Raw genomic sequence first — 11,967 nt, 5'->3', positions numbered from 1 at the left:
CGGCCTTAAAACCAGGGTCGCCGCCATGACGTCAACGACATGTATTCGCGCTACCGCGCAGCCCGGAACTCCCAGCGAGAAGCCCTCGATCCGGATTGCGGATCCGGGATTTCCGGTCGTTGCGCAGCACATGTATATGCTCATGCTACGAAATATTACGACGGACGGCTATGTCGTGAACGACCCCTATACCGGGCAGGCATCCCAGCCCGGCTGTGTCATCGCCGCTCCCTCTTACCGCGGCCATACGCCGAACACCGACCAGGATTATGTCTTCAACTGGATGCGTGACGCTGCCATCACGATGTTCGAGATCGCCGCGGCAGATCTCTCGGATCAGGCCATTGGCGGCGTACAGACACTAACCGACTACGTGAATTTTGCCGCGCTCTGCCAGAGCAAGGCGCAGCCGACCCTTGGCCATGCCTGCTTCACCGTCGGCGGTGACCCGCGCCCCTGGACCGAGCAAAGTGATGGCCCGGCGCTACAGACGCTTGCCATCCTCCAGGCCTATACCAAGGTGGATGCGCCGACTCAGGCGACCGCGCGTGCCGTCATCCAAACCAATCTCGACTATCTTCTCGCGCAATATCAAAACCCGACCTTCAATCTCTGGGAAGAGCATCAGGGGCTTTCATTTTTCGCGCGTTCCGTCCAACTCCGTTGCTTTCAAGCAATCAGCGCGAATACACTCGGCATCGCGAAACCAGCGGGACTCGCAGCCGCCATCACCTGGTTGCAGGATGCTCTGGGCAGGCATTGGAACGGCTCCTACTACATCAGCATGCTGGCGCCCCCCGCGCCCGGCAGTGCCCTTAGTCCGCTTTTGCCGGAGAGTGTTGGCTATGATGCCAATATCGACATCGTTTGCGCCTGCCTTTACGGGGCTATTCCTTGCATCGACACGCAGCTGCTGGCGACAGCGGCGTTGTTGCGCAGTCAATGGGCGGACCCGAACTCCGCCGCCTATTACCCGATCAACGGGGATGACGCAGGGAGCGGCCTCGGCCCGATGCTCGGCCGCTATCCCGGCGACGTCTATGATGGCGACATGGCCAATCAGCAGCGCGGCGATCACCCCTGGGCGCTCTGCACCTGCAATCTCGCAGAGTTATACTACAGGGTCGCCAATAGCATCGTCTCCAGTAACACCATTCCCTTCGACGACAAGTCAGCTGCGTTCTTCACCGCGCTCGCGGCGCCGAAAGGCACGAGCGTGGAGGAGACCGCGCAGGTCCTGCGCGATGCCGGCGACAAAATGCTGCGGGCAGTGCTCTTCCATAGCGACCACCTCGAACTTAGCGAACAATTTGATGGCGCCGATGGCTTTGAGAAGAGCGTCAGCAACCTGACCTGGAGCTACGCCGCCTTCCTCTCGGCCGTGCGCAACCGCTGACCGCGAAGCAGGACTCCGCCGCGGCGGAGAGTCCCGAATAACGCCTCCAGCTCTCCGCAGGCCTCACCGGCTTCCCGCCCGTCCGCAAGACCGGCGCGGCGCTAGCGTCTCCCGTTGTTGTAGCGCGACGATGCCACCGAGTTTCAGGATCGCTTTCGCGTCTCTAGCCAGGCAGCCCAGCCACCGAAGCTTGTGATGTCGATTGCGTCCGTCAGCTCTGTATGTTCGGCGATGAAGCCATGACAAGGACCGTCGTCCAACTGCACAGTGCCGAGGCCGAGCGGTGGCGCAATGCTCACAAGCAAAGCCGCCAGCGCTGAGGTAGGAAGTGCCCAAACTTCGCCCGGCAATCCGACCCCTCCCCGCGAAACGCGGCATAGGGCCGGGCGCGGGAGGGGACCCGACAAGGCAAGCATGCGGTAAGTGGGTGCGGTCAGGCATGCCCTTTGTCGCGTCGCACCAAGGGCCAGGAGCGAGGGGTTAAGGGGCTGCCCGCTTAGATGCGCGCCGAAGACCGCAATATCGATGGTCGGATAAGCGGGTTGCGGCTCTGGCCCGGCCGCGTTGGAGGTTCTGTCGAATCCGTCTGTCATCGAGGCAATCACTCCGCTGCGGTAAATGGGCCGAGGACGAGGCTGTCCGCGCTTATATACCGGCGGCCCTGGCATGGTGACCCTTGCCGGCGGAGATTTCGCTCGTCATGCTGTGCATCCATGAGAATGGAGCGGGACGTGACGCGGCCAAGCATTGAAAACACACTGAGATTCCTTTGATCCTCCCTCAAATGCTGCAGATTGCCGCTTTGCGGACTGCCTATGACAAAGGAGAGCTGACACCCGCGCAGCTTGTTGAGGAGGTGTTGGGGCGCGTTGCGGCCTATGCGGACCCCGCTGTCTGGATCAGCCGCGTGGCGGACGTAGATGTGCGGTCGCGCGCCGCCGCTTTGACCGCCGATCCAACGGCGCCGCGGCTGCCTTTATACGGCATCCCCTTCGCGGTGAAGGACAATATCGACGCTGAGGGGTTGGATACGACCGCCGCATGCCCCGCCTTCGCCTATCGTCCGCGCCAGAGCGCGACCGTGGTGCAAAGATTGCTGGATGCTGGCGCGATCCTGATAGGAAAGACCAATCTGGATCAGTTCGCGACCGGGCTGGTCGGCGCACGCTCACCCTATGGCGCACCGCGCTGCGTTTTCGACGATCGCTATGTTTCCGGCGGATCGAGTTCGGGCAGCGCCGTCGCTGTCGCCGCTGGGCTTGTGTCGTTCGCACTCGGCACGGATACCGCCGGTTCAGGTCGCGTGCCGGCTGGCTTCAACAATCTTGTGGGGATTAAACCCACGCGTGGCTTGCTGAGTACCACCGGCGTTGTGCCTGCCTGCCGCTCGCTGGATTGCGTGAGCGTGTTTGCCGCGAGTGCCGGGGATGCCTGCGATGTCAGCAAAGTTGCGGCAGGGTTCGACGTCACTGACGCCTATTCGCGCCGCGGTGCGGCTCATCCCTTACCATCGCGCGGCCTCCGGTTTGGCATTTTGCTCCCAGCCGACCGAGAGTTTGGCGGCGATGCCGAGGCGGAGGCGCTTTACGACTCCGCGATAGCACGCCTGACAGCGCTCGGTGGAGAGGCAATACCCTTCGACTATGGACCGTTTCGGGAAGCCGCTTCTTTGCTCTATGGCGGCCCTTATGTTGCCGAGCGACTTGCGCCGATCCGCGAATTCTTCGGGGCACACGCAGAGGACATGGATCCGACGGTGCGCGACATTATCGGCGCCGCTAATGCTTTCTCCGCCGCCGATGTCTTTTCGGCTCAGTACAGGTTGCAGGCTCTCATCCGTGTGACGGCGCCGGAATGGCAGCGTTTCGATGTGATGTTGCTGCCGACTTCGCCCACTATCGTGTCAATCGAGGCCTTGGCCGCGGAGCCTGTTCGGCTTAACAGCCTGCTTGGCACCTACACGAACTTCGTCAACCTTCTCGATCTTTGCGCGATCGCGGTGCCGGGCGGTTTCCGTGCCTCGAATGGTTTGCCCTTCGGAGTGACGCTGATCGCGCCGGCCTTCGCGGATACAGCGCTCGCTGGGGTGGCGGACAGATTGCATCGCAGTCTTGGTGAGGGTGCGGGCTTGAGCCGCGAAGCGCTCGCGGCCTCCCCCCTCGTCACGTAGCGCGCGGGATGAAGCCTAGCCGCGTTTACTCAGCCGGCTCGGCATGCATGACTTCCTCGAGCGTCGGGTGCTCGGCATTTACCGGAGCACGCATGAGGACGACGAAAAGAACACCCAGGATCGCATAGCCCAGGGCGACGCCAGGGGAATTCGCGAAGCCGAGCGCGGTGCCGTTGATGAAACCAAAGAAGGCGAGTACCGCACCAATAAAGGCGTAGATGGCGGCACGATCAAATTTGCGATCGATCACAAAAGCGGCGATCGCACCAAGGACAAGACCTGCGAGCGTCGCGCCGCCACCAAAGAGCTGCATGCCGTGATAAACCACGCCGTTCATGCCGAGCTTCGCCATGCCGACCTTCTCGGCCGAGGTGCCCGCCGCCGACAACGCGCCATCAATCTGGCTCTGCGCCCAGTTGGCGATATTGGGCAGCATCGCGAGGATAACCGCCGGAGCATATCGACTGGGCGTCGCCTCGAACGCCTGGGCGCCGATGACGAGGCCGATATAGAGCAGGATCGGCAAGATCGCGACGAGTGGCACGATAGCGAGCAGAAGGGCTGTGAGGCCCAGGAAGCAGACGACGGCAATGACCACGCCTGTAGCAAGCGAATAGCCGATGCGTCCGCCGACAGCCTTCCAGCCCGGATGGCCGATATAGACGGCTGGCGGAAACGGGCTGCCAAGAATGGCACCGGCGACGGCCCCGATACCGTCGGCGAGCAATACCTGGCGCAGATTGTAGTCATCCCCCGCTGCCGAGGCGCTCTCGACGTTGTTCATGCCCTCGGTAAAGTTATAGATCCCGAGAGGGACGGCGGTGACAAGCAGCGGGCCGATATTCGACAGGCCGTGCAGGAAATGCGCGCTCGGCACCGGCAGGTGCAGGCCGAACTGGGCGAAGGCGGAAGCAACCTGGGCGGGCTCCATGACCGGGCTGATGCCGGTGAAGGTCACGATCCAGGCGAGGATCGTGCCGACAACCACAGCGAGGAGGCCACCAGGAATGTTGTAGGGCATGCGGACGCGCGCGCACCAGCTCGCCAGGATGATGCCGAAGGACAGGAAGCCGAGCCACGGAACCTGGAAGTCCTGGAACGCCGGACGCATCGAGATAAAGGCAATGGAAATGCCGGCGAGGGCGCCGAGCATGGCCGCGCGCGGAGTGTATTTGCGCACGGTAGGGCCAACAAAGGCGCCGAGCAGCACGATGACGCCGATGACGAAGGCCCAGGCGAGACCAGCCTCCCAGGCGAGCACCGCGTCATGCGTCTTGATGTAAGTCGGCAGCATGATGACGAAGACGACGAGGAACATATGGGGCACGCTCGGCCCGTATGGCATAGCGGTTACGTCCGACCGTCCGCTGCGCGCCGCCAGCTTATAGGCGAGGTAGGCGTAGAAGAGATTGCCGAGCGGCAGCGCGATGCCGAGCGCGGGCAGGATACGGCCGAATACAATGCCAGCCGGCATCTGGACGACACCAAGGCAGAGCCCCGTCAGTACGATGACGTTCAGCACTACATTGGTAAAGAGACCAAAGAAGCCATTCCAATCGCCGGGAACCCACCACGCCGGTCGCGTCATGACCGTGCTCGACATCGCCTTCTCCTAAACGGTGGAAAGTGCGGAGAGCAGCGCCGTCGAGGGCGCTACCCAGCCGAAGATACCGCCTTGGGCCTTGATCATCGCCAAGCCGGCTTCGTGGAATTCCGGGAAATAGGACCCTGTGCAGTCCGACAGCACAAGGCATTCGAATCCGCGATCATTGGCCTCCCGTACCGTCGTGTTGACGCAAACTTCGGTCGTCACGCCGCATACGATGAGCTGGGTTATTCCTCTGCCGCGCAGGATCGCTTCAAGGTCCGTGGCGAAGAACGCGCCCTTGCCCGATTTGTCTATCACCGGCTCGCCCGCGACGGGGTAGACCTCGGGGATGATGTCGTGCCCCGGCTCGCCGCGCACCAGAATGCGCCCCATTGGCCCGGCATCGCCGATCTTAGTGAGAAAATTCCCGCGCTCATGCTTGCTGGGCGCGAGATCAGAGAGGTCTGGGCGGTGTCCCTCTCGCGTATGAACGACGACCATTCCCGCCGCGCGCGCCATTGCAAGCACGGCGACCAATGACGGCACGGTTTTGCGCAGCAAGGAGACGTCATTCCCCAGGGCGTCGCCGAAGCCGCCTTCCTCCAGGAAGTCTCGTTGCATATCAATAATGAGAAGCGCGGCTTTGTCGCTTGTGAGCGAGAAAGCGTAGGGCTCGGCCTCCACGGTCGCCATCAGCAGCGTGTTGCTCACATCAGTTCCCGACCCAGGTCGATGCGAAGCCTAACTAATAGACAAATCATAATCAATCATGGATTAACAATCTAGGGCAGCTTAAAATTCAGGCATTTTATGATGATTTAATGAGCAAGTTGTATAGTTGGGTTTCAGCACACGCTACTTTTTCTGCAAGAGCATCAATGCGCCAGGTCGGTGAGGGTCTCGGGTTTTCGGAGAGTGCTCCCGGCGTAAGCCGCGGGAATGATCATTGCTGAGTGTTTGGCTGACGAAGGAATCGCACGCTGCTTTGAACGGCGCCATCGGAGTGCTTGCCTGCGCATGGCCACGTTCAACTTCGAACCAACCTATCTCCGCCCCGACTGGCGTTGGAACCGGACCTGCTCGCCGCCAGACTGGGCCAAAGGAAATGCGGTCCCAGGTCGGCTATCCGGGGGCAGCCAATCTGTCCAAGAACAATCGCTAGTTCTTGCGAAAATATTTCTAGTGTCTTTCTCACTCCTTTGTCGCCACCTGCTGCAACCCCGTAAAGCGCGGGTCGACCGACGAAGACCATTCGGGCGCCCAAACACAGCGCGATCACCACGTCCGATCCTCGACGTATGCCGCCGTCTAATGTGATCTCGATTCTGTCGCCCACCGCCTCACGGATGGCGGGCAACACTTGAAGCGGCGATGGGGCACGGTCCAACTGGCGACCGCCATGATTAGAAACCATGATGCCGTCGACGCCCATCTCGGCCGATCGAAACGCGTCGTCCGGGTGCATGATCCCCTTGATGAAAAGCTTTCGCGGCCACAACCGGCGGATCTTCTCCAGGAAGGTCCATGTCAGATCAGGCGCAGGGAAGACGCTGAACACCAGGTCACCGACCGCCTCGGCAGACGCGCCGCTTGGCGCATAAGGTCTGAAATTGCCCATGTATGGCAGGCCGCCGTTTCGGAGATATTCCAATGTCCAACTAGGATGAGCGATGGCCTGGAGGATCATCGACGGCGTCACTCGCAACGGCTGCGAGAAGCGATTGCGCCGATTGCGTTCCCGATTGGATTGTACCGGGACATCAACCGAGAGGACGAGCGTCTTGACCCCGAGATCGGCTGCCCGGCGTACCATGTCTTCCGTCATTTCCAAACTCTTGACGCCGTAGAGCTGAAACCAGGTGTGCTCCGGTGCCGCTTCTACCGCTTGCTCGATCGACGCATGGCTATTGATGGACAGGACAAAGGGCACATTTGCCGCTGCCGAGGCGCGCGCAAGCAGCCGATCCGCGTCATGGCGAAACATGCCCGCGGCGCCGGTCGGCGCGAGGCCCAGGGGCATGGAGAAAGCTTGCCCCGCCAATTGCGCCGTCATATCCACTTGGGAAACATCCACGAGGTAGCGCGGCATGAGCCGATAGGCCGCGAATGCAGACTCGTTTTCCGCCAAGCCGTCCTCGTCGTCGCAGCCGCCCTCAATGAAGTCGAAGGCCATACGAGGCAACCGCTTCATCGCCAAATGCCGAAGATCCGAGATGTTAATGGCTCGATCGAGGGTCATATCAATCCCTTCCTTCGCGTGCTTCGACGGCAATGCGACACTATGTAGGTCTCACTACCGGCGCCAGCACATGAAGGCCCTAGCGCAGGAGATCCGTCATGTATAGGCGGCGGCGCGATCAAGTGCTTTACTCATAAACTCATCGACCAGGAACTTGAGCATGATCGGCGAGCCGCCCCTCCTGAGAATTCAACGCCACTTCAAGCGGCCAAGTGCCGAGCAGATAGCGGCCTTCACCGGACTCCAGACGGGTTTCGTCGTCGACGCCATGAACGGTCGCGGCGCACTGGATGGACGGATAAAGTCCTTTGGCGCCGTCCACTCCTTCTGCGGCGCAGCCCTGCCCTGCTATACTGGCCCAAACGACAATTTGGCCGCCTTCGGGGCGTTATCCGTCGCCATGCCAGGCGACGTCATCATGTGCGCTACCGACAATTTCGAGCGTTCTGCCGTTACCGGAGACCTTTTGCTCGGGATGATGAAGAATTCGGGCGTAGCGGCCTTCGTTACCGACGGGTTCGTGCGCGACCGCGCCGGCATTCTGGCGACTGGCCTGCCATGCTTCGCCGCCGGTGTGACGCCGAACTCCCCTGTTCGCAATGGCCCTGGAACCGTCGGTCTACCGGCTGTCGTGGGCGGCGTAGCTGTGTCCACCGGCGACATCGTTCTTGGAGACGAAGATGGAGTCGTCATTATTCCGGGAACGCAAATCGATGCCACGATCAAACGGCTCGAGGTCGTGCGAGCCGCCGAGTTAGATCTCGATACCAAGGTAAAGGGCGGGCTGACCGTCCCGGATTTCATCCTCAAACTTATCGCGGCCGGCAAGTTCGAAGAGGTCGATTAACTGAGACCGCGACCCGCTGAGCACATATCCAGCGATATTGCGATGTCACGTGCCGGCTTTGGCTAGAGACAGCGGGATGTCGCATCCCAAACTTGCGGCGGCGGATTGGATTCCTTCGATTGTCTCCCTAGAAAGCAATATGCCCTCCTGCCTATATAGTTCCTGAAATTCAAATTCGAGTTCACCGGGCACGAGGAGGCGGGCCGTCTCGCTCGCTGGCCTCGATTCATGCACCTGCCGCACGATTTCATCGACCCTCGTCTTGACGGCTGAAATTCCCTCAAAAAAGTCGGGGTTGATCACAGCAAAAAAGTGCCCGTCAACGCCCGGCTTCGCGCCATCGATCATATTGCCGGATTGTGTGCCGTAGGCAGCCCCTGACAAAAGCGTTGACAGCATTCCGATCGCCATCGCCAGTCCGACGCCCTTATGCTGCCCAATGGGCTGGATCAAACCTTCCAAGGCAGCCGCGGCAATAGTGGTGGAACGCCCATGCTTGTCGAAGGCCCAGCCTTCCGGGATTGGGCTGCCCTTTTGCTGATAAACCCGGATCTTGCCATGCGCCGTCGCACCGAATGCAAAATCCAGCACGAGGGGAGGTACACTCTCCCCCGAAAAAGCAATGGAAAGCGGGTTAATGCCAATGATTTTATCAATGCCGCCCCAAGGAGCCATAGTCGGCAGCGCATTGGTCCCCGCGATGCCTACCATACCCACACGGGCTGCCATGAGGGTATACCAATCCAGCGCGCCGCAGTGATTGGAACCGCGTACCGCTGCAAAGGCGACGCCGATTTCGCGTGCCTTCTCGATCGCTGCCTGCATCGCAAAGGTTCCAGAGAGCTGACCCATCGCGTTGCACGCATCGATAACAAGCGCCGCACCTTTATCGCGCACAACACGTGGTCGGCCTCGCGGATCAACCCCATCGCGCGTGAGTTTTTTCACATAGTCCGGCACACGGAGCGTGCCGTGTGAATGAACGCCTCGCAAGTCCGCATGAACGAGGGTTCTGGCCAATAGGTCCGCATCCGCCTCCACCATGTTGCAAGCAGAGAAGATGCTGCTGGCGGCCTTCTGCAGGTCCGCAGAATCGACGCGGCGGTCCGTCGTATTGCTTGGGTAAATTGCCATGTTCGCTCCGCGTCGGTCAGATTCGATAGAACTGAGTGGCGTTGCTGCGATAGTTTGTGCAGATCATCCGATCAGCGGCGAGTAGCCTGCCGCTCGCGTCGCCGCGCGGCTGTTACGGAGAGACCGACCGCTAGTACTAACATCAAGCCATTGAACAAGGGTTCGACAAAGAATGGCGCGCCAAGCTGGTTTAATCCGGCAACGGTAACCGCAAGAACGGCGACGGCCAGAAGCGTTCCGATGACATTGGTCCGGCCAGGCCGGATCGAAGTCGCGCCGAGAAGCGCCCCGGTAAACGCCGGCAAGAGGAATTCCTGACCGACAGTGCTCTGGCCTACTTGTAGTTGTGCCTGCAATACAAGGCCGGCAAATGCTGCGATCAAACCGGAGAGCATGAAAGCTCTGGTCACGTACTTCGAGCTGGCAATTCCATTGAGCTCCGCGGCCCTCGGATTCTCCCCGAGCACATAAAGAAAGCGCCCGAAAGGCAGGCGCTCCAGCAAGATCCACAGCAGGGCGCCCATGACCAAGACGTAGACGAAGGCCAATGGAATGACGGTGGATCCGACCCGACCGGCAAGCGCGACGTATGCCGGTGCGAGCGTGCCGATAACCTGCCTCCCCTCCGAGTACCACTGCAAAATTCCGAGCAAGGCGGAGCCTGTTCCGAGCGTCGCAATGAAGGAGCTTATACCGACGCGCGATACCAAGACGCCGTTGACAAGGCCGACAAGGACACCCAACGCGAGGATTAGCATGCACACGAGCCACCAAGGAAGCATTTGCTGGGTCTGCAGCCCGATGGCGAGGATTTGCGAAATGCCGATCATTGATGCGACAGACAAGTCGAACTGATTGGCGGCCATGGGAACCATCACGGCGAGTGCCGCGAGCGCGTAGATTGATCGATTGTTGGCGAGCGAGCTGAAGGTGAAAAGCGTCGGAAAAGTGTGCGGAGCGAGAAGCGAGAAAATCCCGATCAAGAAAGCCAGCAGGATCAGTAGCCCCCAGGTTGAGAGAGCTTTGACGAGTGATGATGACATTCTCTGGCTGCGAGAAGCCATGGCCAGAGGATCTAAGATCATTCCACCGCCCCTGCGGAGAGCGTGGAGACGCGGCCAACGGTCAATTCCGCCGACTCAATCACGGCAATCTGCATGCCGCGGTCAAAAGCGATAGCCCGGTCGCTGAGCCCGACCACTTCATCGAAATCCGAGGATATGAGAACTACCGCTAATCCGTCCGACAGCGCGTCCTCCAGCATTCGATAGATTTCCGACCTGGCTCCGACATCGACGCCAATCGTCGGTTCCTCGAGAACAAGAACTTTGCGGCCTACAGCGAGCCAGCGCGCCAAGACGATTTTCTGCTGGTTGCCGCCGGAAAGCATAGCGATAAGACGCTCGGCTTCGGGCGGCCGGACATCGAAGTCTCTCAAGACCCCGTCGGACATCGACCTTTCGTGACGCGTTCCTATACTAGCAAGATTGGCGGTGCCGGGATGGATGAATAGGTTCTCGCGCAAGGAGAGACCCATGCAGATGCTTTCCTCGACACGCTTACTCGAAACAAAGCCCAGGCCGGCGGCGATCGAGTCTTCGGGAGACCGGAGGCCCACGGTTTTCCCGTCGACCGAGACACTGCCGCTTACTGGCGTGATATCACCGAAGAGCATCCGTCCCACCACATCGTTCCCAGAGCCACGTAACCCGACGAGGGCAACGACCTCACCTTGTGCGACCGAGAAAGAAGCGGGTCCGACATGAGAGGAGCAAAGATCGCGCACCTCCAGGACGATCTTTCCCGCGCTGCGTGATCTTTTCGCAAAGAGCTGGTCGAGATCCCGGCCGACGATGTGCCTCATCACGCTCTTCGGCGTGAGCTTAGACAGTTCCGCGGTGACCTGGAGTCGGCCGTCACGTAACACGCTGGCGCGATCGGCGAAGCGAAACACCTCGTCCAGCCTGTGGGTGACGTAGAGAATTCCGAGCCCTTCGGCCTTAAGACGAGCCAGCACAGCGTGGAGCGTCGCGACCTCTCGTTCAGGTAAGGTTGCCGTCGGTTCGTCCAGCACAAGGATGCGAGCCCTGACTGCCACAGCCCGAGCAATGGCAACCATCGATTTGTCGGCCGCCGCCAGCCGGCCGACCAGCTCGTCGGTTCGAATATCGCAACCCATCGCGGAGAGCGCGTCTCTCGCCCTGCGATCTGCCATCGACCAATCGATAAGTCCGCCGCGCCGCACGAAACCCGTGCCGAGAGCGATGTTCTCCGCAACGGACATCGTGGGCACAAGACCAAGATCCTGGTGAACGAAGGAGATACCCGGAATAGGCTGCAGTGGCGGCGTGGAGCCGCAAGGGCCCGTGATTTCCCCGCTGTCGGCGGTATAGATCCCGGCGAGTATTTTGATGAGCGTCGATTTGCCTGCGCCGTTCTCGCCGAGAAGCGCATGAACTTCGCCAGAGCGCAGCGAGAAGCTAACACCTTGCAGGGCCTGCGTGCCGCCGAATCGTCTGCTGACTCCCTCGACCAGTAGCAGCACGCCTTCCCCGTCTTGATGGGTAGCTGGCACCGTCATGTTGCGATTATC

Annotated in this window: 10 protein-coding genes; 3 read left to right on the top strand and 7 right to left on the bottom strand. The window is 60.6% G+C overall.

Annotation, left to right across the window (positions count from 1 at the left end; translation table 11 throughout):
- Positions 1–25 precede the first annotated feature (25 nt).
- On the top strand, positions 26–1,396 hold the full coding sequence (locus GSQ83_RS17505) for a glycoside hydrolase family 15 protein (RefSeq protein ID WP_158804141.1): 1,371 nt from the start codon (positions 26–28) through the stop codon (positions 1,394–1,396).
- A gap of 143 nt (positions 1,397–1,539) precedes the next feature.
- On the opposite strand, the gene GSQ83_RS17500 is transcribed toward GSQ83_RS17505, so the two are convergent.
- A complete protein-coding gene (locus GSQ83_RS17500; protein WP_158804140.1) occupies positions 1,540–1,989 on the bottom strand; it encodes a hypothetical protein in 450 nt (149 codons plus the stop codon).
- A gap of 176 nt (positions 1,990–2,165) precedes the next feature.
- Here GSQ83_RS17500 and atzF point away from each other — a divergent pair, with 176 nt between their 5' ends.
- Positions 2,166–3,566: an allophanate hydrolase gene (atzF, locus tag GSQ83_RS17495; RefSeq protein ID WP_254065746.1), complete on the top strand. Its 1,401-nt coding sequence runs from the start codon at positions 2,166–2,168 to the stop codon at positions 3,564–3,566.
- Between the two features lie 25 nt (positions 3,567–3,591).
- Here atzF and GSQ83_RS17490 read toward each other — a convergent pair whose 3' ends face one another.
- The 3 genes from GSQ83_RS17490 to GSQ83_RS17480 form a co-directional block, all read right to left on the bottom strand.
- Positions 3,592–5,169, bottom strand: a complete 1,578-nt coding sequence (locus GSQ83_RS17490; protein ID WP_158804139.1) for a regulator — start codon at positions 5,167–5,169, stop codon at positions 3,592–3,594.
- A gap of 9 nt (positions 5,170–5,178) precedes the next feature.
- A complete protein-coding gene (locus GSQ83_RS17485; protein ID WP_254065745.1) occupies positions 5,179–5,865 on the bottom strand; it encodes a cysteine hydrolase family protein in 687 nt (228 codons plus the stop codon).
- Positions 5,866–6,181: 316 nt separating this feature from the next.
- Entirely contained in the window at positions 6,182–7,393 is a 1,212-nt protein-coding gene (locus GSQ83_RS17480) for an alpha-hydroxy acid oxidase (protein WP_158804138.1), read from the bottom strand.
- A gap of 160 nt (positions 7,394–7,553) precedes the next feature.
- Here GSQ83_RS17480 and GSQ83_RS17475 point away from each other — a divergent pair, with 160 nt between their 5' ends.
- Positions 7,554–8,240, top strand: coding sequence for an RraA family protein (locus tag GSQ83_RS17475; protein ID WP_158804137.1), 687 nt, complete (start codon positions 7,554–7,556; stop codon positions 8,238–8,240).
- 45 nt (positions 8,241–8,285) lie between these two features.
- Here the strand turns inward: GSQ83_RS17475 and GSQ83_RS17470 are convergent, their stop codons facing one another.
- The 3 genes from GSQ83_RS17470 to GSQ83_RS17460 all read right to left on the bottom strand — a co-directional run bounded on the left by GSQ83_RS17470 (position 8,286) and on the right by GSQ83_RS17460 (position 11,955).
- Complete coding sequence (locus tag GSQ83_RS17470; RefSeq protein WP_158804136.1) at positions 8,286–9,374, bottom strand: Ldh family oxidoreductase; 1,089 nt, start codon at positions 9,372–9,374, stop codon at positions 8,286–8,288.
- Positions 9,375–9,445: 71 nt separating this feature from the next.
- Positions 9,446–10,417 (bottom strand): ABC transporter permease, encoded by a 972-nt coding sequence (locus GSQ83_RS17465; RefSeq protein WP_158804135.1) that lies wholly within the window; start codon positions 10,415–10,417, stop codon positions 9,446–9,448.
- Positions 10,418–10,455: 38 nt separating this feature from the next.
- Positions 10,456–11,955: a sugar ABC transporter ATP-binding protein gene (locus tag GSQ83_RS17460; RefSeq protein ID WP_158804134.1), complete on the bottom strand. Its 1,500-nt coding sequence runs from the start codon at positions 11,953–11,955 to the stop codon at positions 10,456–10,458.
- Between the last annotated feature and the right edge of the window lie 12 nt (positions 11,956–11,967).

Origin of the sequence: Acidisoma sp. L85, from assembly GCF_009765865.1 — a bacterium.
Taxonomy (GTDB): domain Bacteria; phylum Pseudomonadota; class Alphaproteobacteria; order Acetobacterales; family Acetobacteraceae; genus Acidisoma.
Note: the sequence above shows the minus strand (reverse complement) of the source record. Positions and strands in the feature narration are given on the sequence as shown.

Coding starts and splice junctions, on each gene's coding strand:
- GSQ83_RS17505 (WP_158804141.1), top strand. CDS start 26: ATGACGTCAACGACATGTATTCGCGCTACCGCGCAGCCCGGAACTCCC.
- GSQ83_RS17500 (WP_158804140.1), bottom strand. CDS start 1,989: ATGACAGACGGATTCGACAGAACCTCCAACGCGGCCGGGCCAGAGCCG.
- GSQ83_RS17490 (WP_158804139.1), bottom strand. CDS start 5,169: ATGTCGAGCACGGTCATGACGCGACCGGCGTGGTGGGTTCCCGGCGAT.
- GSQ83_RS17480 (WP_158804138.1), bottom strand. CDS start 7,393: ATGACCCTCGATCGAGCCATTAACATCTCGGATCTTCGGCATTTGGCG.
- GSQ83_RS17475 (WP_158804137.1), top strand. CDS start 7,554: ATGATCGGCGAGCCGCCCCTCCTGAGAATTCAACGCCACTTCAAGCGG.
- GSQ83_RS17470 (WP_158804136.1), bottom strand. CDS start 9,374: ATGGCAATTTACCCAAGCAATACGACGGACCGCCGCGTCGATTCTGCG.
- GSQ83_RS17465 (WP_158804135.1), bottom strand. CDS start 10,417: ATGTCATCATCACTCGTCAAAGCTCTCTCAACCTGGGGGCTACTGATC.
- GSQ83_RS17460 (WP_158804134.1), bottom strand. CDS start 11,955: ATGACGGTGCCAGCTACCCATCAAGACGGGGAAGGCGTGCTGCTACTG.